20 protein-coding genes are annotated in these 21505 nt (G+C 72.3%); 10 read left to right on the forward strand and 10 right to left on the reverse strand.

Translation table 11 applies throughout. The annotated features are described in order from the left end of the window. Window positions 1–85 precede the first annotated feature (85 nt). The 7 genes from IF09_RS0129765 to IF09_RS0129790 form a co-directional block, all read right to left on the reverse strand. Window positions 86–349, reverse strand: a complete 264-nt coding sequence (locus IF09_RS0129765) for a DUF3099 domain-containing protein (RefSeq protein WP_030300849.1) — start codon at window positions 347–349, stop codon at window positions 86–88. Between the two features lie 123 nt (window positions 350–472). Then, entirely contained in the window at window positions 473–763 is a 291-nt protein-coding gene (locus IF09_RS0129770; protein WP_030300852.1) for a DUF1416 domain-containing protein, read from the reverse strand. A 58-nt stretch (window positions 764–821) separates the two neighbouring features. Next, complete coding sequence (locus IF09_RS0129775) at window positions 822–1667, reverse strand: sulfurtransferase (RefSeq protein ID WP_030300854.1); 846 nt, start codon at window positions 1665–1667, stop codon at window positions 822–824. Between the two features lie 222 nt (window positions 1668–1889). Next, window positions 1890–1979, reverse strand: coding sequence for an Ms5788A family Cys-rich leader peptide (locus tag IF09_RS48605; protein WP_350875872.1), 90 nt, complete (start codon window positions 1977–1979; stop codon window positions 1890–1892). A gap of 156 nt (window positions 1980–2135) precedes the next feature. Beyond that, window positions 2136–2846, reverse strand: coding sequence for a DUF2993 domain-containing protein (locus tag IF09_RS0129780; RefSeq protein ID WP_030300856.1), 711 nt, complete (start codon window positions 2844–2846; stop codon window positions 2136–2138). Window positions 2847–2965: 119 nt separating this feature from the next. Next, window positions 2966–4186, reverse strand: a complete 1221-nt coding sequence (locus IF09_RS0129785; protein WP_418953082.1) for a hypothetical protein — start codon at window positions 4184–4186, stop codon at window positions 2966–2968. A gap of 715 nt (window positions 4187–4901) precedes the next feature. Further along, complete coding sequence (locus IF09_RS0129790) at window positions 4902–5156, reverse strand: MoaD/ThiS family protein (protein WP_030300859.1); 255 nt, start codon at window positions 5154–5156, stop codon at window positions 4902–4904. A gap of 452 nt (window positions 5157–5608) precedes the next feature. Here IF09_RS0129790 and IF09_RS0129795 point away from each other — a divergent pair, with 452 nt between their 5' ends. The 5 genes from IF09_RS0129795 (at window position 5609) to IF09_RS0129815 (ending at window position 11010) form a co-directional block, all read left to right on the forward strand. Next, window positions 5609–6412 (forward strand): response regulator transcription factor, encoded by an 804-nt coding sequence (locus IF09_RS0129795; protein WP_030300861.1) that lies wholly within the window; start codon window positions 5609–5611, stop codon window positions 6410–6412. A 24-nt stretch (window positions 6413–6436) separates the two neighbouring features. Beyond that, entirely contained in the window at window positions 6437–7459 is a 1023-nt protein-coding gene (locus tag IF09_RS0129800; RefSeq protein WP_030300863.1) for a LacI family DNA-binding transcriptional regulator, read from the forward strand. A gap of 177 nt (window positions 7460–7636) precedes the next feature. Next, a complete protein-coding gene (locus tag IF09_RS0129805; protein WP_037636342.1) occupies window positions 7637–8776 on the forward strand; it encodes a S1C family serine protease in 1140 nt (379 codons plus the stop codon). Between the two features lie 51 nt (window positions 8777–8827). Continuing rightward, window positions 8828–9580 carry a response regulator transcription factor gene (locus IF09_RS0129810; RefSeq protein WP_030300867.1) on the forward strand — a complete coding sequence of 251 codons (753 nt, stop codon included), beginning with the start codon at window positions 8828–8830 and terminating at the stop codon, window positions 9578–9580. After that, window positions 9577–11010: a sensor histidine kinase gene (locus IF09_RS0129815; protein WP_030300869.1), complete on the forward strand. Its 1434-nt coding sequence runs from the start codon at window positions 9577–9579 to the stop codon at window positions 11008–11010. Before IF09_RS0129810 ends, IF09_RS0129815 begins: the two co-directional genes overlap by 4 nt. Window positions 11011–11071: 61 nt before the next feature. On the opposite strand, the gene IF09_RS0129820 is transcribed toward IF09_RS0129815, so the two are convergent. Then, window positions 11072–11965, reverse strand: coding sequence for a phosphatidylinositol-specific phospholipase C (locus IF09_RS0129820; protein WP_030300871.1), 894 nt, complete (start codon window positions 11963–11965; stop codon window positions 11072–11074). 102 nt (window positions 11966–12067) lie between these two features. Further along, complete coding sequence (locus IF09_RS0129825; protein WP_030300873.1) at window positions 12068–12637, reverse strand: TetR/AcrR family transcriptional regulator; 570 nt, start codon at window positions 12635–12637, stop codon at window positions 12068–12070. Between the two features lie 126 nt (window positions 12638–12763). On the opposite strand from IF09_RS0129825, the gene IF09_RS0129830 reads away from it, so the two are divergent. Further along, a complete protein-coding gene (locus IF09_RS0129830; RefSeq protein ID WP_030300875.1) occupies window positions 12764–13549 on the forward strand; it encodes an alpha/beta fold hydrolase in 786 nt (261 codons plus the stop codon). 124 nt (window positions 13550–13673) lie between these two features. Here IF09_RS0129830 and IF09_RS0129835 read toward each other — a convergent pair whose 3' ends face one another. Continuing rightward, window positions 13674–15488 carry a bifunctional metallophosphatase/5'-nucleotidase gene (locus IF09_RS0129835; protein WP_030300877.1) on the reverse strand — a complete coding sequence of 605 codons (1815 nt, stop codon included), beginning with the start codon at window positions 15486–15488 and terminating at the stop codon, window positions 13674–13676. Window positions 15489–15663: 175 nt separating this feature from the next. On the opposite strand from IF09_RS0129835, the gene mshD reads away from it, so the two are divergent. From mshD to pstS, 4 genes are all read left to right on the forward strand, one after another. After that, on the forward strand, window positions 15664–16596 hold the full coding sequence (mshD, locus tag IF09_RS0129840; RefSeq protein ID WP_030300880.1) for a mycothiol synthase: 933 nt from the start codon (window positions 15664–15666) through the stop codon (window positions 16594–16596). A 234-nt stretch (window positions 16597–16830) separates the two neighbouring features. Next, the gene (locus tag IF09_RS0129845; RefSeq protein WP_030300881.1) at window positions 16831–19104 is read left to right on the forward strand and encodes an RNA degradosome polyphosphate kinase; all 2274 of its coding nucleotides are present in this window, start codon (window positions 16831–16833) and stop codon (window positions 19102–19104) included. Next, entirely contained in the window at window positions 19085–20041 is a 957-nt protein-coding gene (locus tag IF09_RS0129850) for a CHAD domain-containing protein (protein ID WP_030300883.1), read from the forward strand. Before IF09_RS0129845 ends, IF09_RS0129850 begins: the two co-directional genes overlap by 20 nt. Window positions 20042–20327: 286 nt before the next feature. After that, window positions 20328–21464, forward strand: coding sequence for a phosphate ABC transporter substrate-binding protein PstS (gene pstS / locus IF09_RS0129855; RefSeq protein WP_030300885.1), 1137 nt, complete (start codon window positions 20328–20330; stop codon window positions 21462–21464). The last annotated feature ends 41 nt before the right edge of the window (window positions 21465–21505 follow it).

The raw sequence follows: 21505 nt of genomic DNA on the forward strand, positions 1-21505 counted from the left end.
TGGGTGGGTACCCGTGCGTACCCATGACCCGTCCGCGAGGGGAGCAGTTGTACGAATGCTTGTCACGTTTTGATGTCTGGGGCCTTCAGTCCTCGTGACGCCGCTTTCCGTCCAGTTCGTCCCACCACTCGTCGGACTTCGGGTCGCCCGAAGGGTCGTCCCACCAGCGGTCGTCCGGCCCGCGCCGGTTCGCGATCATCGCGGCGACCGGCGGGATGACCATGGCGACCACGCACAGGGCCACGGCCGCCTCGACCGAGAACAGCCGCACGAAGGACCAGGCGGAGACGAACAGGAAGATGCATCCGCCCATGAGGAGGAAGTAGACGCGGCGCCGCCGGGCGTACATGCCTCCAGGGTAGGCCCGCAGCCGGACGGCGCGAAGGGCCGCACCCCGTTCCAGTGGCGTCCAACCCCCTGGGGTGCGGCCCTTCGGCCGGTTCAGCTGCCGCTGCGTGCGCAGCGCGGGTCGTCAGACCGCGATCGCCACGTCCGTCACTCCGCCGGCCTCGGCCACGACCACGGCGCGGTCCGCCTGGGCGCCGGGGACCAGCGCGCGCAGGGTCCACGTGCCGGTCGCCGCGTAGAAGCGGAACTGGCCGGTCGCCGAGGTCGGGACCTCGGCCGTGAACTCGCCGGTCGAGTCGAGCAGGCGCACGTACCCGCTGATGGGCTCGCCGTCCTTGGTCACCTGACCCTGGATGGCGGTCTCACCGGGCTTGAGCGTTGCGAGGTCGGGCCCGCCGATCTGTGCTCCACACATGTTCTCTGTCCTGTCCTAGAGAGGTCGTACGGTCTACGGGGCGTCGCGTGCCCGGGAACTACTTGTTGGCGCCGAGCTCGATCGGCACGCCGACCAGCGAGCCGTACTCGGTCCAGGAGCCGTCGTAGTTCTTGACGTTCTCCTGGCCCAGGAGCTCGTGCAGCACGAACCAGGTCAGCGCGGAGCGCTCACCGATGCGGCAGTACGCGATGGTGTCCTTCGACAGGTCGACCTGCTCGGCCTCGTAGAGGGCGGTCAGCTCCTCGTCGGACTTGAAGGTGCCGTCGTCGTTGGCGTTCTTCGACCACGGGATGTTGCGGGCGCTCGGCACGTGGCCGGGGCGCTGCGACTGCTCCTGCGGGAGGTGCGCCGGGGCGAGCAGCTTGCCGGAGAACTCGTCGGGCGAGCGGACGTCGACCAGGTTCTGGGCGCCGATCGCGGCCACGACGTCGTCGCGGAAGGCACGGATCGAGGCGTCCTGCGGCTGGGCCTTGTACTGGGTGGCCGGGCGGTTCGGGACCTCGGTGCCGTCGACCAGGTCGCGGGAGTCGAGCTCCCACTTCTTGCGGCCGCCGTCGAGGAGGCGGACGTCCTGGTGGCCGTACAGCTTGAAGTACCAGTAGGCGTAGGACGCGAACCAGTTGTTGTTGCCGCCGTAGAGGACGACGGTGTCGTCGTTGGAGATGCCCTTGGCGGAGAGGAGCTTCTCGAAGCCCTCCTGGTCCACGAAGTCGCGGCGGACCGGGTCCTGGAGGTCCTGCTTCCAGTCGATCCGGACGGCGTTGGTGATGTGGTTCTTGTCGTACGCGGACGTGTCCTCGTCCACCTCGACGATCACGACGTTGGCGTCGTTCAGGTGGGCCTCGACCCAGTCGGCGTCTACGAGGACGTCGCTGCGGCTCATGGTGTTCTCCTCCGGGGCAGTGTGCGGCGGGGCGTGCTGTGCAGGTGCAGTGCAGGTGCTGCGGAGCGGTCTGCAGGTCCTGGGTGCTGCTGGTGCGTGCCGCGGCGGGCGGCGCCCCTCGGACACTGCGCGGGGAGGCGTCAGCGGGGAGGAGGGGGCGGCTGCGGTGCGGTCACGCGGGAAGGACGGTCGTCCGGCTGATGGAGCGGAAGCGCTCACAGGTCACATGGATCGACAGAGCATGGCGGCGACGCGACACAGGTCTACTGCCCGTCGCTTCGTGAGGTCCGCCTGCTGATGCTTCATAGCCATGGATCGTAGGGACGAATCGGCCGCCCTGTCACCGGCGTGTCATATTCCGAGACGGGATCGTCCGAATATTGGGATGCATATGCCCCCGGGCGGCTGCCGCACCGCCTCCGGGGGCCTTCGCAGGGCCCGTCCTTCTACGGATCGGACCATGCCGTCTCACGATCCGGCCAGCACCACGTCCGATCCGCTCAGCGTGAGGTGGACACCGGCCTCGTCCGAGGTCAGCGTGGTCAGCTTGAGCCCGGACGGCAGTCCGCCGTCGAGCCGGCGGTCGAAGTCGGTCTTCTTGCGGACCGCGCTCTCGATCCCGGGCAGGCCCTCGCCGGGCACCTCGTCGGCCCGGACCCGGACCATCTTGCCGCCGCCCGGCGCGTCCACGAGCGTGACGGTCGACACCACGCCGGGGGAGAGCTTGCGGCCGAGGACCTCCACCGTCGCCGTGACCTTCACCTTGCCCGGCGCACCGCCGTAGGTGACCGTCACACCGGTCTGCGAGGCCTCGGTCAGGTCCCGGTACGTGACGAGGGCCGTGCCCTCGGCCCGCTCGGCGGTGCCCCCGCTGTAGTCCCCGTTCAGCTTCACGCTGCGGAAGCTGGCGTCGAGCTGCGAGAGCCGCGTCTTGCGGCCGTCCGAGACGGCCTCGACGCCCTTCAGCTTCACGTCGACGCGGTCGAGGTCGTGGCTGAGCGCCTGGGTCAGGAAGGGGAACCCGTGGATGTCCACCTCCGTGCTCCCCGCCAGCCCCTGGCGGGCCTGGATGCGCTCGGCCAGCCGGTTCTCGGCATAGTTGACCGCCCAGCGGTCGGCGCCCGCGAACAGGGCGCCCAGCACCACTCCGATGATCACAACAACACGCAGGAACCGCACGTGCCCCTCCCCCTGTAGATCGGTACGTGCGTTCTAGTGGACCATGATCGGCCGTACGGAGGCCGTCAGCGGCGGTGTGATGCCTGCCGCGGCCGGCCGGCCGTACGGGAGGTCCGGCCTCAGCCCACGACCCGTCCGATCAGGTAGACGGCGGGAGCGGCGGCCGCCAGCGGCAGCGCGACACCGGCCGTCATGTGGACGAACTTGGACGGGTAGTCGTACGCGGCCACCCGCAGCCCGATCAGCGCGCACACCCCGGCGGCCAGCCCGACCAGCGCCCCGCCCACCCCGACGGAGGTCAGTCCGCCCACCGCGATGCCGGCGCCGGTGGCCGCGGCCAGCGAGACGCCGACGGAGGCCGGCGTCGGCAGCGGCAGCGCGCGGGTGAACACGGCGACCGCGACGGCCGCCGCGCCGACGCTGACGGCGGCGGAGCCGGCGGCCAGGTAGCCGGCGCAGACGATGGCGAGCGCGGCGGAGGCCACGGAGGCCATCAGCCCGTACATCCGCTCGTCGGGGTCGGCGTGGCTGCGCAGCTGGAGGACCAGCGTGAGCAGCACCCAGGCCCCGAGGGTGCCGATGATCGCGCCGGGGCCGTACGGGTCGCCCAGGGCGAGCACGGCGGCGTCGGCGACGAGCGCCCCGAGGAAGGCGAGGGCGATGCCCTGCCGGGCGGGCCACATGCCGTTGAGCCGGAACCAGCCGGCCGCGGTGAGCGCCTGGAGGGCGACCAGCGGGGCGAGCAGCGCGAGGTCGCCGAAGGCGGCGGCACCGGCCAGCAGCAGCCCGAGGGCGGCGGTCAGTATCGCCGGCTGCGGGCCGGGGTCGATGATCGGCGAGCGGCCCTCGGCCCGCGCCTGGGCGGGATCGACGGCGCGCAGGGTGTTGCCGGCGAGGGTGGGCGGGGAGTACCCGGGCTCCTCGCCCGGGATCTCGGAGCCGACGGGGCCCGCGGGCTGCTCCGCCGGAGCGGGGGCGGCCGTGGCGGCCGGCTCCTCGGCGCCCGGGCCGGGGCCCGGGTACGGCGGCAGGAAGGCGGTCTGCTCGGCGGCGTCGCCCGCGGGCGCGGCAGCCTGCGGCGGGAGATAGGCCGTCTGCTCGGCGGCGGAACCCTCGCCCCAGGCGGCACCCCCGCTCGGCGCCCAGTCGGCGGCGGGAGCCTGGGCCGGGGCGTGGGCTTCGGCTGCGGGCACCTCGTCGCGGAGGCTGCTCGGCGCCCAGTCGGCGGCAGGGGCCTGCGCCCGGGCGGCGGGAGCCTCGTCGCGGAACCAGCCCTCGGGCGCCACGGGCGGCGCCTGCGGCTGCGGGCCGGCCGTGTCGTGGCCGGGGTACGGCGGCAGGTACGCGGTCTCGGCGGCCGCGGCGGCATCCCGGCGCCCGGCCGCGGCCGGGCCGGGGTAGGGCGACGCGTACGGAGTCTCGGCGGCCGCCGGCGCCCCGGGGCCGGGGTACGGCGGGAGGTAGGCCGTCTGCTCGGGGGCACCGGCCGCCTGGGGCGGGAGGTAGGCCGTCTGTTCGGCGGCGGAACCCTCGGACCAGGCCGCGCCCGGGCCGCCGCTCGGCGGCCACTCGGCCGCGGGCGCCTGGGCCTGGGCCTGGATCTGGGCCTGGGCCTGGGCCTGGATCTGGGCCTGGGCCTGGGCCTGGACGGCGGGGGCCTCGTCCCGGAACCAGCCCTCGGGAGCGACCGGCTGCGGATCGGCCGCGGCCGGGCCCGGGTAGGGCGGCAGGTACGCGGTCTGCTCGGCCGCCGCGGCGGACCCGGCCGGCCACGAGGTGCCGGCGCCGCCCTGGGGCCAGCCCTCGGGGGTCTGGGCCTGGGGATGTGCCTGCGCGGCCGGGGCCTCGTCCCGGAACCAGCCCTCGGGAGCCGCGGGCTGGCCGGGCAGCGCCCCCAGCGGCGGCTGGACCGGCTGCACCTCGTGGACCGGCTGGTAGCCGGTGTCCCAGGTGTCCGACTGCCAGGTCTGGGTCCCGTACGGGTCCTGCCGGTCGTTCCGGGGCTGCTGCCGGTGCTGCTGTCGTTGTTCCTCGGGAGTGCTCATCGGTTTCCGCTCACCCGCCCGCGAACGGCGGGAGCACCTCGACGGTGCCCCCCTCGGTCAGCGGAACGGCATCGTGCGGGCGCTTGCCCACGGGCTCTTCGTTCACGAGGAAGGAGCAGCGCTGCAGGACCCGGGTCAGCTCCCCGGGGTGGCGCTCCCGCACGGCGTCGAGCGCCTCGGCCAGTGTCTGCGCCGAGTACGGCTCCTCCGCCGTCTTGGCCGCGGCCTTGGCCGCCGCCCAGTAGCGGATGGTTCCGGTTGCCACTGCAGCTCCTATCGTCGGCTCTCTACCGTCGGCCTCCATCATGAACCCTCCGGCGCGCTGATCCGGTGCGCCTCCGCGCGCCCCGTATGCGCCCGGGCGGCCCGCCGTACGTCCATCGATCCGGTGAAACCGGGGCATAAGCTGGGCGTAAGGGTGGCAGGAACCACAGCAGAGGCCAGGCCGAAGCCTCGGCCCCGCACCAGCGGGTGGGCTATTCTGCTGGCGAGAGGATCCGGGCAACGTTGCCCCCGGGTCCTTTTGTGCTTTCAGCACGTTGAACGGACCGAGAACAGTGGCGTCCGTCCGGGACCCCAGGGCGCGGGGACCGGCAAGGCGCCGCACGCACCACGTACGAAGCAGTGCCGCGAAAGTCCTCGACGGGACCGAGGAGGAACCGACGTGATGGACCAGCGAACCGTGCAGAACCGCCCCACCTGGGCAGGTGGTCGGGCATGAGCTCTCTCCTGCTGCTGACCAATGCCCTGCAGCCGTCCACCGAGGTGCTGCCCGCCCTCGGCCTGCTGCTGCACAACGTCCGGGTGGCCCCCGCCGAAGGCCCCGCGCTCGTGGACACCCCCGGCGCGGACGTCATCCTCGTCGACGGCCGCCGCGATCTGCCGCAGGTGCGCTCGCTGTGCCAGCTGCTCCGCTCCACCGGCCCCGGCTGTCCGCTGATCCTCGTCGTCACCGAGGGCGGCCTCGCCGCCGTCACCGCCGACTGGGGCATCGACGACGTCCTCCTCGACACCGCGGGCCCGGCCGAGGTCGAGGCGCGGCTGCGCCTCGCCACCGGCCGCCAGCAGCTGGGCTCCGACGACTCCCCGATGGAGATCCGCAACGGCGACCTGTCGGTCGACGAGGCGACGTACTCGGCGAAGCTGAAGGGCCGGGTCCTCGACCTCACCTTCAAGGAGTTCGAGCTCCTCAAGTACCTCGCGCAGCACCCGGGCCGGGTCTTCACCCGGGCCCAGCTGCTCCAGGAGGTCTGGGGATACGACTACTTCGGCGGCACCCGGACGGTGGACGTCCACGTAAGGCGGCTGCGCGCGAAGCTCGGCCCCGAGCACGAGTCGCTGATCGGTACGGTCCGCAACGTCGGCTACCGCTTCGTCACGCCGGAGAAGGTCGAGCGGGCGGCAGCGGAGGCGGCGGCCAAGGCCGCGGCGCAGGCTTCGGCCCAGGCGGCGGCCGGCGTCCCCCGTATGGAGGAACCTCCTGTGATCGTCCAGTCGGCAGGACGGCCTGCCCAGAGGTAGGTCACCCCGCGTAGACTCCCGAGCGTGGCCAAGGTGACGCGGGATGACGTTGCACGACTTGCGGGTACGTCTACCGCCGTCGTGAGCTACGTCATCAACAACGGACCCCGGCCGGTCGCCCCGGCCACGCGCGAGCGTGTACTCGCCGCGATCAAGGAGCTGGGCTACCGCCCGGACCGCGTCGCCCAGGCGATGGCGTCACGGCGCACCGACCTCATAGGCATGATCGTCCCCGATGCGCGGCAGCCGTTCTTCGCGGAGATGGCGCACGCGGTCGAGCAGGCCGCCGCCGAGCGCGGAAAGATGGTCCTGGTCGGGAACTCCGACTACCGGGACGAGCGCGAGGTGCACTACCTGCGGGCCTTCCTCGGGATGCGGGTGTCCGGGCTGATCCTGGTCAGCCAGGGCATGAGTGAGCGGGCGGCCTCGGAGATCGAGGCGTGGGACGCGCGGGTCGTGCTGCTGCACGAGCGGCCGGAGGCGATCGACGACGTCGCCGTCGTCACGGACGACATCGGCGGCGCGCAGCTCGCCACCCGGCACCTGCTCGAGCACGGGCACGAGTACGTCGCCTGCATCGGCGGGGTGGAGAACACCCCGTCGGTCGGCGACCCGGTCGCCGACCACGTGGAGGGCTGGCGCCGGGCGATGCAGGAGTCGGGCCGCTCGACGGAAGGCCGCCTCTTCGAGGCCCCGTACAACCGGTACGACGCGTACCGGGTCGCGCTGGAGGTCCTGTCGGGCCCGGACCGCCCGCCGGCGATCTTCTGCGCCACGGACGACCAGGCGATCGGCGTCCTGCGCGCGGCGCGCGAACTCCGCATCGACGTGCCGGGGGAGCTGGCGGTGGCCGGCTTCGACGACGTCAAGGAGGCGGCCCTGACGGACCCGCCGCTGACGACGATCGCCTCGGACCGCCCGGCGATGGCGCGGGCCGCGGTGGATCTGGTCCTGGACGACGCCCTCCGGGTGGCCGGATCCCGCCGGGAACGCCTGAAGCAGTTCCCGTCGGCCCTGGTGATCCGCCGCTCCTGCGGCTGCCACTAACCCTTTTCACATGCCCCGCAGGGCTCGGCCCTGGCGGCCCCCACCCTCTTCGCGTACCCCTCGCACCACCCGGCCCTGGCGGTGGGCCGGCCGGCTTATGTCGGGCATACGCGGTTCTGTCGGGGTTCTCAGGGGGGACTCAGGAAGCTCTCATGATCCGCGGACAGAGTCGTGGTCATGACCGAGAGCCTCCGCCGCGACGGCGAGTACCCGCAGGAGAACGGCCCGACCCAGAGCGCGCCCCTCGGCGGGGCCTACCCGCCGCCGCCCGCCTACCCGCCCCCGGCGGCACCCGGCCGGCACGAGGCGCACCAGCCCCCGGCAGCCCAGCCCCCGGCAACTCCGCCGCCCCTTGCGGGCCCCGCGCACGCGGCCCGGGCCCGGCGGCCCGTGGCGCTGCTCGCCGCCGTGGCGCTGGCCGCCGCCGTCGTCGGGGGTGGCACCGCCGCCGCCGTGCAGCAGCTGCTCGGCAGCCAGGCCCGCAGCGGCGGCGGCGTCAACGGCACCAACGTCTCGCGGTCCAGCAGCGGCACGGTCTCCGGAGTGGCCGAGCAGGTCAGCCCCTCCGTCGTGCGGATCGACACCCGCACCGGCTCCGGCCAGGGCACCGGCTCCGGCATCGTGGTCACCGCCGACGGCGAGATCGTCACCAACAACCACGTGATCGACGGTGCCACCGAGATCCAGGTGACGATGAGCGACGGCAAGAAGTACACCGCCAAGACCGTCGGCAGCGACCCCGACAAGGACCTCGCCCTCATCAAGCTCCAGGGTGCTGGGGGCACCTCCCAGGCCGAAGGCCTGGGGGGCGGCCTCAAGCCGGCCAAGCTCGGCGACTCCGACGGCCTCAAGGTCGGCGACCAGGTCGTCGCCATCGGCTCCCCCGACCGCCTCACCGGCACGGTCACGAGCGGCATCGTCTCGGCCCTGAACCGCGAGGTCAACGTGCCCAAGTCCGAGCAGCAGGCACCCCAGCGGCAGCGCAGCAACGGCGGCGGCTGGCCGTTCTCGTACGACGGTCAGCAGTTCAACGGGAACACCGGATCGAACACCACCTCGTACAAGGCCGTCCAGACGGACGCCTCCCTCAACCCGGGCAACTCCGGCGGCGCCCTCGTCAACATGAACGGCGAGATCGTGGGCATGCCCTCCGCGATCTACTCCCCCTCGAGCGACAGCTCCACCGCCGGCAGCGTCGGCCTCGGCTTCGCCATCCCGGTGAACACGATCAAGGCCGACCTGGCCTCCCTCCGCAAGGGCGGCACCGGTAGCAGTGACAGCAACAGCGTCGGCGACGGCTTCGGGACCTCCTCCTAGGGCTGCCGTGCGAGCCTGGTACGACCGACCACGACCCCTGGGGGACCGCAGATGATTCCGGCCGAAGGCGACCCGCACCGCATCCTCGTCGTCGACGACGAGCCCGCCGTGCGGGAGGCGCTGCGCCGCAGCCTCGCCTTCGAGGGGTACGCCGTGCAGACCGCCGTCGACGGGCTCGACGCCCTCGACAAGGCGGCCTCGTACGAGCCCGGCCTGATCGTCCTCGACATCCAGATGCCCCGTATGGACGGACTGACGGCGGCCCGCCGGCTGCGTGCCGCCGGCAGCACCACCCCGATCCTGATGCTCACCGCCCGCGACACCGTCGGCGACCGCGTCACGGGCCTCGACGCGGGCGCCGACGACTACCTCGTCAAGCCCTTCGAGCTCGACGAGCTCTTCGCCCGCGTCCGCGCCCTGCTGCGCCGCAGCGCGTACGCCGTCCCGCGGCCCGGCGGCGTCGAGGCCGAGGAGACGGACACGCTGGCGTTCGGCGACCTGCGCATGGACCTCGCCACCCGCGAGGTCACCCGGTCCGGACGCCCGGTGGAGCTCACCCGCACCGAGTTCACGCTGCTCGAGATGTTCCTGGCGCACCCGCGCCAGGTGCTGACCCGCGAGCAGATCCTCAAGACCGTCTGGGGCTTCGACTTCGAGCCGAGTTCCAACTCCCTGGACGTGTACGTGATGTACCTGCGGCGCAAGACCGAGGCCGGCGGCGAGCCCCGCCTGGTGCACACCGTGCGCGGGGTGGGCTACGTCCTGCGCGCCGCGGGGGCCGGCGACTCCGGAGGGCACGAGTGAGCCCGGTCGCCCGGTTCCGTGCGCTGCCGCTGCGCTCGCGGCTCGCGCTGCTGGTCACGGTCGCGGTGGCGGTCGCCGTCGCGGCCGTCGCCGTCGTCAGCTGGTTCATGGTGCGTACGCAGCTGAAGGGCCAGCTGGACAGCTCGCTGCGCTCCACCAACGCCAGCGCGCAGGCCAATCAGACGCTGCCCCAGCTCGGCTGCCGGGAGCAGGTGCCCGGCGCGATCGTGAACAACCTGAGCGCGCAGGTGCAGATCGTGCTGCCCACGGGCGGGCGCTGCTGGGTTGACGGCAAGAACACCCTCCCGGTGACGGGGTACGACCTCGAGGTCGCCCGGGGCGAGCGCGGCCCGGTGCTGTACGACGGCCACACCACGGACGGCACGCCCGTACGGGTCTACACCCAGCCGGTGAACGTCACCGGCCCGGTGGGCGGCAGCGTCGCCATCTCGGTCGCCAAGCCGCTCGCCGACATCGAGAAGCCGCTGTCCACGCTGGCCTGGGTGCTGCTCTTCGTCTGCGGGGTCGGTGTCGTCGGCGCGGGCGCGGCCGGCCTGTGGGTGGCCCGTACGGGGCTGCGGCCGGTCGACGAGCTCACGGGCGCCGTCGAGCACATCGCCCGGACCGAGGACCTCACCGTGCAGATCCCGCACGACGGCGACGACGAGATCGCCCGCCTGTCGCGGTCCTTCAATTCCATGACCGCGGCGCTCGCCTCCTCCCAGGAGCGGCAGGCCCAGCTGATCGCGGACGCCGGCCACGAGCTGCGCACGCCGCTGACCTCGCTGCGGACCAACATCGAGCTGCTCGCGCGCAGCGAGGAGACCGGCCGGGCCATCCCGCCCGAGGACCGCAAGGAGCTGCTGGCCTCGGTCAAGGCGCAGATGACGGAGCTGGCCGCGCTGATCGGCGACCTCCAGGAACTGTCCCGTCCGGACGCGGCCCCGCCCGCCAGGCTGGAGGTGGTGGCGCTGCAGGAGATCGTGCGGACCGCGCTGTCCCGGGCCCGGCTGCGCGGCCCCGAGCTGGACTTCACGTCCGACCTGGAGCCCTGGTACGTGCGGGGGGAGGCGGCGGCGCTGGAGCGGGCGGTCGTCAACGTCCTCGACAACGCGGTGAAGTTCAGCCCGCCCGGCGGCTCGGTGGAGGTCTCGCTGCGGGCGGGCGAGCTGACCGTACGCGACCACGGTCCCGGTGTCCCGGCCGAGGACCTCCCGCACGTGTTCGAGCGGTTCTGGCGGTCCCCGTCGGCCCGGGCCCTGCCGGGCAGCGGACTCGGGCTGTCGATCGTGGCCCGTACGGCGCAGCGCGCCGGCGGCAGCGCCGAGCTGCGCGCCCCCGTGGACGGCGGCCCGGGCACGGAGGCCCTGCTGCGCATTCCGGGGGCCCCGGCCCCGCCGCCGGCCGACCGGCCGGACCCGGCCGGCTGACAGGGGCCGGACCCGGCCCGGAGCCGGACCCGGCCCGGGGCGTCCCGGCCGAGTACCGGGCTCAGTTGTGCCGGATCAGGGAGGCGACCAGGCCCGAGCGGGTGTTCGGAAAGTCCATCGGGACGATCCCCAGCCCGGTCCGGCCGGCCAGCTCACCGCCGTCGACGAAGGCGTGCACCTGCGGGTTGAGCCGGTCGGAGTTCCAGCGCGGCGGCATGTAGGCGGCGGTGCTGACGTAGTTCACGAACAGCTTGCCGGGCTGCTGGACGGCCTTGCGGAAGTGGTTCTCGATCCGGCCGCGCTTGGCGAAGGGCTCGGTGTTGTAGTCGTCCTGGATGTCGAAGACGTTGCCGTCGCCGTAGCGCAGTCCGGGCAGGCCGCCGTTGTCGGCGAGGAGCACGACCTTGCCGCGGGCCTCGCCGAGGGTGGGCAGGCTGTCGGCGATGCGGAAGAGCGGGCGCCAGCCGCGGTGGTCGAGGTAGTCGTCGAAGACGGCGCGGAAGGTGGCGTCGCTGTCCGCCGAGTACTCCTGCTTGAGCCGCATCAGCAGGGTCTCGGAGGGGTGCGCGGCAAGGAAGTTCGCGCAGGCGGCGAGGACGTCGCCGAACATCAGGTCCTGGAAGAAGGCCGCGTGGTGGATGGCGAACGAGCCGCCCGTGACGCGGCAGCGGACGTCGAGGAAGCGGATCCCGGAGTCGAGCTGCTGGGCGATCGAGATGTTCTGGCAGGCGACGTAGAGGCCGCCCTTGGTGGCGCCGGAGTCGTGCGTGCCGGGGATGGTCATCCGCTGCAGGGCCGTTGAGTCGCCGAGTCCGGCCATCCAGTCCTGCGTCCCGAGGGCAGCGCGGGTGCCGAGCGTGCGCGCGGAGGCGGGGGCCGCCGCTCCGAGGCCCACGGCCGTGCCCGCGCCCGCCGCCATCGCCCCGACCAGAAATGCCCGACGATCCAGTGCCATGTCCGCCCCTTTGCCGACCCGGTGATGGATTCCCAGCCACGGCTGGGAGGTGCCCCCGGATTCTGGCGTGCGGGACCCGGCTTTACTACCCTCCGGTAGCACTCACCTTTCGAGCAACTCGGCCATGGTGCGCAGCCCTTGGGCGAGCTCCCGCCCGTTCGGCGCCTGCTCCGGGTCGGTCAGGGTCTGCACCATCACCCCGGTCAGCAGGGCGATGTGCACCGACCCGAGGGCCCGTACGTCCTCCTCGGCGACCGCGTCCTCCGGCACCCCGCGCAGCTGCGCGGCCACCATGCGGCGGGAGCGGCGCTGACCCTCGGCGAGGGCCGCGAGCAGCTCGGGCGAGGACTGCGCGTGGACGAAGGCCTCGACGTTGGCGATCCAGAGCCAGCGCATGTCGCCGAAGTCCTGGATCTTGCGGTCCCAGGTGTCGGCGTACCGCTCCTCGGTGGTGTCGCCCTGGCCCGCGAGCCGACCGGACCCGGCGGCCCATTCGTCCATGGCGGCGAACAGCGCGAGGTTGAGCAGGGCCTCGCGGGAGCCGAAGTGGTAGCCGATGGCGGCCATGCTCACCTTCGACGCCGCGGCGATGTCGCGCACGGTCGTGCGCGAGTACCCCTTCTCCTCCAGGCAACGGCGCGCTCCGGCCAGCAGGTCCTCGCGATTTCCCATGCCGGGATCGTAGCCGTGCAGCGACTTGGGCAAGCGCCCAAGACAAACGTATTGCGCACCTGCCTAAACACTGGCAGTCTTCCTTGCGTCACCGCCACAGCAGGACACACAGGGGAGAGCGGAACCATGCGCCACACGCTGACGATCGACGGCCGCACGCTGTCGTACCGGGACTTCGGCGGCCCGGGCCGCCCGCTGCTCGCCCTGCACGGGGGCATGTCCGAAGGCCTCGCCTTCGCCGGCCTGACCGACGTCCTGGGCAACGACTGGCGGGTCATCGCCCCCGACCAGCGCGGCCACGGCGACTCCGGCCGGGCCGCCGACTACGGCCGCGCCGGATACGTCTCCGACGCCGTCGCCCTGCTCGACCACCTCGGCCTCGATGCCCCCGTCGCCCTCCTCGGCTACTCCCTCGGCGGGCTCAACGCCGTCCACCTGGCAGCCGCCCACCCCGAGCGGATCTCGGCGCTCATCGCCGTGGATTCCACCGTGGAGGTCCACCCCGTCCCGCAGGGGGCGGTCTTCGACTTCCTCCACGGCATGCGGTACACCGCCCCCACCCGCGAGGAGCTCCTCGCCGCGGCCGGGCCGGTGGGCTCCCGGTTCGTCGAGCAGGTGCTGCGCCCGCTCCCGTCCGGCGAGGGCTGGCGGCTGCCGTTCCACCCGCAGGACATGCTCGACTCCATCGAAGGCTGCCGCGGCGACCACTGGGACGCCTGGCTCGCGAGCAGCTGCCCGGCCGTGCTGATCCACGGCACCGGCAGCCAGGCGCTCACCCAGGACACGGCCGACGCGATGGTCGCCCGGCGGCCCGGGACCTCGTACGCGCCCCTGGACGGGGACCACTTCGTGCCGTTCACGGACCCGGCGGGCTTCCACGAGGCCGTGGGGAAGTTCCTCGCGACGCTCTGACGGCCATGACCGTCCCGTCACGGGGGTACGGGGCAGATGCCGAAGGGGCGGCGGGCCGCAGGGCCCGCCGCCCCTTCGGGGGTGGTTGTTGCGTACAGACCGTCGCCGGTGCCGTACGCAGGTGTTACTTGACGACCGTGATGCGGTCCGCCGCCGGCGGGGCGATCGGAGCGGCCTCGGTCGACTTCGCCAGGTAGGCGTTGAACGCCTCCAGGTCGGGCACGCCGACCAGCTTGTTCTTGTGCTCCTTCAGGACGGTGAAGCCGTCACCGCCGCCCGCGAGGAACTCGTTCATCGCGACCCGGTAGGTCTTGGCGGGGTCGATCGCCGCGCCGTTCAGCTTCACCGAGTCCACGACGATGCGGTCCGCGCCCGTCTTCGTCATGTCCAGGGTGTAGGTGAAGCCCTTCGAGACCTGCAGGATCTTCGGGTTCGCGCCGTTGACCGGGCCGCTGACCTGCTGCTGGAGCGCGGTGATCAGCTGCGCCCCCGTCAGGTCGACGATGTTCATCAGGTTGTTGAACGGCTGGACCGTGTAGGACTCGCCGTACGTCACGACGCCGTCGCCCTCGGCGCCCGCGGCCTTGTAGGCCAGGTCGGCGCGGATGCCGCCGGGGTTCATGATGGCCAGCTGCGCGCCGCCCTTGGCCGCCGGGGCGGTGGCCTCCAGCTGCGCGTCGGCGATCAGGTCGCCGAGCGGCTTCTCGGGCGCCTCGGAGCCGCGGCCCGCGATGTCCGCCGAGATGTAGCCCATCGGACGGCCGGCGACCGGGGCCGCGAGCGCGTTCCAGCGGGTGATCAGCTCGGTCATGTCCGGTGCCTTGGGCTGGTCCCGGGTGACGACCTTGTTGACCGGCTTCGGCGCGAGGGCCGCCGTACGGACGATGTCCTTGGTCTGGCGGTCGTACGTCAGCGTGGTGTCCGTGAACAGGCGGCCGTAGGAGGCGGCCGAGGTCACCATGCGCGGGTTGCCGGCCGGATCCGGGATGTTGCAGGCGTACGCCTGGTGCGTGTGGCCGGTCACCAGCGCGTCGACCTTCGGGTCCACGTTCTTGGCGATGTCCACGATCGCGCCCGAGATGCCGGCGCCGGCGCCCGGGGTGTTGCAGTCGTAGTTGTAGGCGCCGTTCGCGGGCAGGCCGCCCTCGTGGATGAGCGCGACGATCGACTTGACGCCCTGCTTGTTCAGCTCGGCGGCGTACTTGTTGATCGTCTCGACCTCGTCGCCGAACTTCAGGCCCTTGACGCCCTCGGCGGTGACGACGTCCGGAGTGCCCTCCAGGGTGACGCCGATGAAGCCGATCTTCACGTCCCCCTTCTTCCAGATGAAGGTGGGGTTCATCATCGGACGCTTGGTCTTCTCGTCCGTGACGTTCGCCGCGAGGTACTTGAACTCGGAGCCCGTGAACTCCTTGCCCATCTCGAAGCAGCCCTCGACCGGGTGGCAGCCGCCGTACGCCATGCGGCGCAGCTCGGTCTTCCCCTCGTCGAACTCGTGGTTGCCGACGCTGGTGACGTCCAGCTTGAGCTTGTTGAGCGCCTCGACGGTGGGCTCGTCGTGGAAGAGACCGGACAGCATCGGGCTGCCGCCGATCATGTCGCCGGCCGCGGCCGTGACGGAGTACTCGTGGCCCTTGCGGGCCTCGCGCAGGCTGGTCGCCAGGTACTCGACACCACCGGCGGGTATCGCCTTGGCGGTGCCGTCCGGCTGACGCTCGCTCACGGTGCCAGAGGAGCCCTGCGGCGGCTCCAGCGTGCCGTGGAAGTCGTTGAACGACAGCATCTGCACATCGACGGTGCGGCTCTTGCCGGCACCGCCACCACTCGCGGCACCGGCCGGCAGTGCGGCCGCGACCATCGCTCCGGCCCCGGCCGTGACGGCGATGGCGGCGAAGGTCAACCGGCGGGTTCGGCGGTGCCGTTGTGGCGTCGCTGACATTTAGTCCCCTTTTGGACAGCGGTGAAACTCGGGAGGTCGGCGGCAGCCTATGGTCAACGCGCGTAGCACGACAGGGGGTAAGGGTGTCAGCCTGGTTACATGCAGAACACGGCTCACCGTCGGCCCGCTGCACGCACACCACCGCGGGCGCCTCCCGCGGTCGTACGCTCGATGCATGACTGACGACGCAGCAGCGGCCCTGGAGCCGGGACGCCAGATTGAGACCCTCGACGAGCTGACGGGGGAACAGGCCACGGCCGTGCTCACCCTCATCGAGGACGCGGCGCGCACGGACGGCACGACCGCCGTGTCCGAGCAGGGCCGTCTCCAGCTGCGCGGCGGGCGCCGCGAGGGGATCCGGCACTTCCTGCTCACCGAGAAGGGCCGGCTCGCCGGATACGGGCAACTGGAGGACACCGACCCGGTGGAGGCCCCCGCCGCCGAGCTCGTCGTCCACCCCGCGCTGCGCGGGCGCGGACACGGGCGGGCGCTGGGCTCGGCCCTGCTGGCCGCCTCCGGCAAGCGGATCCGGGTATGGGCGCACGGCGGCAAGTCCGCCGCCCGCCACCTCGCACAGGTCCTCGGCCTGACCCTGTTCCGGGAGCTGCGCCAGCTGCGCCGCCCGCTCGGCCCGGAGGGGCCCCCGCTGCCCGAGGTGGTGCTGCCGGCAGGAGTGACCGTACGCACCTTCGTGCCCGGCCAGGACGACGCGGCCTGGCTCGCGGTCAACGCGGCCGCCTTCGCCCACCACCCCGAACAGGGCGCGCTGACCCAGCGGGACCTGAACGACCGCATCGCGCAGCCGTGGTTCGACCCCAAGGGCTTCTTCCTCGCCGAGCGGGACGGGGAGCTCGTCGGCTTCCACTGGACGAAGGTCCACGCCGAGGAGCGGCTCGGGGAGGTCTACGTGCTCGGCGTCCGCCCCGGCGCCCAGGGCGGCGGCCTCGGCAAGGCCCTCACCGCGATCGGCCTGCACCACCTCGCCGGGGCGGGACTGCCCACCGCGATGCTGTACGTGGACGCCGACAATCCGGCGGCCCTCGCCGTCTACGAGGGCCTCGGCTTCAGCACCCACGAGGTCGACCTGATGTACCGCACCGAGAGCTGAGCCGCAGCCACGGGGGATGCCCGTACGGGTGCGCCGGAGGCGCGCGGGGCCCGTACGGGTGTATTCCGGGCGCGGAAAAGACGTACTCGTGCACCACCCGGAGCCTGGAAGCAATGCGCCATTCACCGGACCTTAAGACGCGCTTGCGACTCTCCCCGCATGCAGCCCCGACTCCCACTGACGGCGACCACTTCCGACGCGCCCGTCCTGCCGCTTGCGCGGAACAATGGAGTCATGAGCCACCAGCCCAGCGCAGGCCCCACCGAGGTCCCCGCCCAGCACCCGTCTCACACGTCCACCGCCGCCTCCGCCGGTCCGGCGCCCAAGCCTGCGCGGATCGGCTCCATAGCCGCGCACCGCCCGCATTCCGGCCAGGGGCCCGGGCTGGCACCCGATCTCGACGCCGACCTGGACGCCTACGACGACAAAGAGGGCGGCGAGCTCCCGCCGGGGCGGTTCCTCGACCGCGAACGCAGCTGGCTGGCCTTCAACGAGCGGGTCCTGGAGCTGGCCGAGGACCCGGCGACCCCGCTGCTGGAACGCGCCAACTTCCTGGCGATCTTCGCGAGCAACCTCGACGAGTTCTTCATGGTCCGCGTCGCCGGCCTCAAGCGCCGCATCGCGACCGGCGTCGCCACCCGTTCGGCCTCCGGGCTGCAGCCCCGCGAGGTGCTCGACCTGATCTGGACGCGCTCGCGCGAGCTCATGGCGCGGCACGCCGCCTGCTTCCAGCAGGACATCTCGCCGCAGCTCGCCGAAGAGGGCATCCACCTCATCCGCTGGCCGGACCTCACCGAGAAGGAGCAGGCCCGCCTCTTCACGCTGTTCCGGAACCAGATCTTCCCGGTGCTCACCCCGCTGGCCGTGGACCCCGCGCACCCGTTCCCGTACATCTCCGGGCTCTCCCTGAACCTGGCCGTCGTCGTCCGCAACCCGGTCAGCGGCCACCGCCACTTCGCCCGCGTCAAGGTCCCGCCGCTGCTCTCCCGCTTCCTGGAGGCCTCCCCGCAGCGCTACGTCCCCCTCGAGGACGTCATCGCCGCGCACCTGGAGGAGCTCTTCCCCGGCATGGAGGTGCTCGCGCACCACATGTTCCGGGTGACCCGCAACGAGGACCTCGAGGTCGAGGAGGACGACGCCGAGAACCTGCTCCAGGCCCTGGAGAAGGAGCTCATGCGGCGCCGCTTCGGCCCGCCGGTGCGCCTGGAGGTCGAGGAGTCCATCGACCCCGGCATCCTGGACCTCCTCGTGCAGGAGCTGAACGTCTCCGCCGCCGAGGTCTACCCGCTGCCCGGCCCGCTGGACCTGACCGGCCTCTTCGGCATCGCCTCCCTGGACCGGCCCGAGCTGAAGTACCCCAAGTTCGTCGCCGGCACCCACCGCGACCTCGCCGAGGTCGAGTCCGCGTCCGCGCCCGACATCTTCGCCGCGCTGCGCGAGCGGGACGTGCTGCTGCACCACCCGTACGACTCCTTCTCCACCTCGGTGCAGGCCTTCCTGGAGCAGGCCGCCGCCGACCCGGACGTCCTCGCGATCAAGCAGACGCTGTACCGGACCTCCGGCGACTCCCCGATCGTGGACGCCCTGATCGACGCCGCCGAATCCGGCAAGCAGGTCCTCGTGCTCGTCGAGATCAAAGCCCGCTTCGACGAGCAGGCCAACATCAAGTGGGCCCGCAAGCTGGAGGAGTCCGGCTGCCACGTCGTGTACGGCCTGGTGGGCCTGAAGACCCACTGCAAGCTGTCGCTCGTCGTCCGCCAGGAGGGCGACACCCTGCGCCGCTACTCCCACGTCGGCACCGGCAACTACCACCCCAAGACCGCCCGCCTGTACGAGGACCTCGGCCTGCTCACCGCCGACCCGCAGGTCGGCGCGGACCTCTCCGACCTCTTCAACCGGCTGTCCGGGTACTCGCGCCGCGAGACCTACCGCCGGCTGATCGTCGCGCCGCGCTCGCTGCGCGACGGGCTGATCTCGCGCATCGACAAGGAGGCCGCCCACCACCGGGCGGGCCGCCCCGCGTACGTGCGGCTCAAGATGAACTCGATCGTCGACGAGGCCCTGATCGACTCGCTCTACCGGGCCTCCCAGGCAGGAGTGCCCGTCGACATCTGGGTCCGCGGCATCTGCGCCGTGCGCCCCGGGGTCCCCGGGCTCTCGGAGAACATCCGGGTCCGCTCGATCCTCGGCCGCTTCCTGGAACACTCCCGGGTCTTCGCCTTCGGCAACGGCGGCGAGCCCGAGGTGTGGATCGGCAGCGCCGACATGATGCACCGCAATCTCGACCGCCGCATCGAGGCACTGGTCAGGGTCGCCGACCCGGCCCACCGCGCGGCACTGGACCGGATGCTGGAGACCGGGATGTCCGACTCCACCTCCTCCTGGCACCTGGGCCCGGACGGCGAATGGACCCGGCACAGCACGGACCACGAAGGCCAGCCGCTGCGGCACGTTCAGGAGATGCTCATAGACGCCCGGAGGCGCCGGCGTGGCTCTGCCAAACCATGACCTGACAGCGCGCGGAGAGGGCTCCGCGGGTGACGTGCTCGGCACGTACCTGCGGGCCCAGGCCACCGCCTTCCTGCGCGGGCTCCGCCTCCACGAGGAGAGCGGGGCCGACGCCGCGGAGAGCGGCGATGCGGCGCGCAGCCTGCGGGGGGCTGCGCGCCGGATCAGCGGGTCCCTGACCACCTTCCGGGTGGTGACCGAGTCCTCCTGGGCCGACGGGCTGCGCACCGAACTGGTGTGGCTGTCCTCGACCCTGGCGGACGAGCACGCGTACGCCGCCCGGCTGACCCGGCTGCTGGACGCCCTGCACCGGCTGTCGGGCTCGCCGGACGTGCCCGCGCCCCGCGGCGCCTCGGGTGCGCTGACGGTGGGCTCGGCGCGGGCGGCCGCCCTGCTCGAGCGGCAGCTGACGCTGGCCCGGACCCGCGCCCACTCGGCGACCCTGCAGGCGCTCGGCTCGTCCCGGTTCCACGCGGTCGCGGACGCGGTGGCGGTCCTGGCCTCCGAGGTGCCGCTGGACCCGGCCGCGGCCCGGGGGCGGGTCGACGAGGTCCTGGTCCCGCTGGCGGAGGTGGCCCGGACCCGGCTGGCGACGGCCGTCTCGGCGCTGCCGCATGCCGCCGAGGCCCACCCGTACGACCCGGACCAGGACGGCTGCTGGCACGAGGTGCGCCGACTGCTGCGGGTCCACCGCTACGCCCGGGAGGCCCTGGGCGAGGACGTGGCCCGGCTGGCGGTGGCCGGCGACGCCCTGGACCGCCACCGCGACGCCGCCGAGGCCGCGGCCGCCTCGGCGACGGCGGCCCGCACCCCGCGGATCGCCCCGGCGACGGCGTACGCGCTGGGGGTGCTGCACGCGGACCAACGCCACGAGGTGGAAGCGGCCCGGTTCAGGTTCCAGGACCTGTGGCAGCCTGCGGCGGCCCCCGCCGTCTGACCGAACGGAATCAGCCACCCTCGGGCGGTCACATAACGGTAACGGCGGGACAACGGCGGATGACACTGCAGCGCAAACCCGCCCCTCCACACCAGGCCGTCCGCCATGGTTCACCGTCCGTTCATTTGCCCCGGTCGGCCACTTCACCTGATCTGCCTAATTTCAGTGGTGCACGGAGCGCGTCGCGGACCGGAACGAGCGGCACGTCGTGCAACCGACGTAGTCCTCTTCGCACGCCGCCCCGATACAGAAAGCGGCCGGCGGCTTCTGGAAGGAACACCCGAAAGTGAAGCTTCAGCGCAAGAACATGCTTCGTGCCTCCGCCCTCGGGGCGCTCGTCGTGTCCGGCGCCCTGGTCCTCACGGCGTGCGGCTCGGACGACAACACGAAGGATGGCGGCGCCAGCGGCAAGCCGTCGGCCGCCGCCGCGGGCGACATCAAGTGCGACGACGCCAAGGGCAAGCTCCTGGCCTCCGGCTCCTCCGCCCAGAAGAACGCCGTGGACCTGTGGGTCAAGGCCTACATGGCCGCCTGCCCCGGCGTCGAGGTCAACTACAAGTCCTCCTCCTCCGGTGAGGGCATCGTCGCCTTCAACCAGGGCACCGTCGGTTTCGCCGGCTCGGACTCGGCGCTGAAGCCCGAGGCGGTGGAAGAGTCGAAGAAGGTCTGCACCGGCGGTCAGGGCATCGACCTGCCGATGGTCGGCGGCCCGATCGCGCTCGGCTTCAACGTCGCCGGCGTGGACAAGCTGAACCTGGACGCCGCCACGATCGCCAACATCTTCAACGACAAGATCAAGAAGTGGGACGACGAGGCGATCAAGAAGCTGAACCCCGGCGTCACGCTTCCCTCCACCGCGATCCAGCACTTCCACCGCTCCGAGGACTCGGGCACCACCGAGAACCTCGGCAAGTACCTCAAGGCCGCCGCTCCCGAGGCCTGGACGTACGAAGCCGCGAAGAAGTGGCCGGCCCCGGGCGGCCTCGGCGCCAGCGGCTCCGCGGGTGTCGCCACCCAGGTCAAGCAGGTGGACGGCTCCATCGGTTACTTCGAGCTCTCCTACGCCAGCGCCCAGGGCATCAAGACGGTCGACCTGAACACGGGCGCCGCCGCTCCGGTCAAGGCCTCCGCCGACAACGCCTCCAAGGCCATCGCCGCCGCCAAGATCGCCGGGACCGGCTCGGACCTGGCTCTTAAGCTTGACTACACCACCAAGGCCGAGGGTGCCTACCCGATCGTCCTGGTGACGTACGAGGTCGTCTGCGACAAGGGCAACAAGCCCGAGACGCTCGCCACCGTCAAGTCCTTCCTGAACTACACCGCCTCGGACGCGGGTCAGAAGGTTCTCTCCGAGAACGGCTACGCGCCCATCCCGGCCGAGATCAACACCAAGGTCCGCGAAGTCATCAAGTCGCTGTCCTGATCACTGAACCCCAGGTGCCGGGCAGCTCCCGTCCGAGCTGC

The organism is Streptomyces katrae (assembly GCF_000717655.1).
GTDB lineage: Bacteria > Actinomycetota > Actinomycetes > Streptomycetales > Streptomycetaceae > Streptomyces > Streptomyces katrae_B.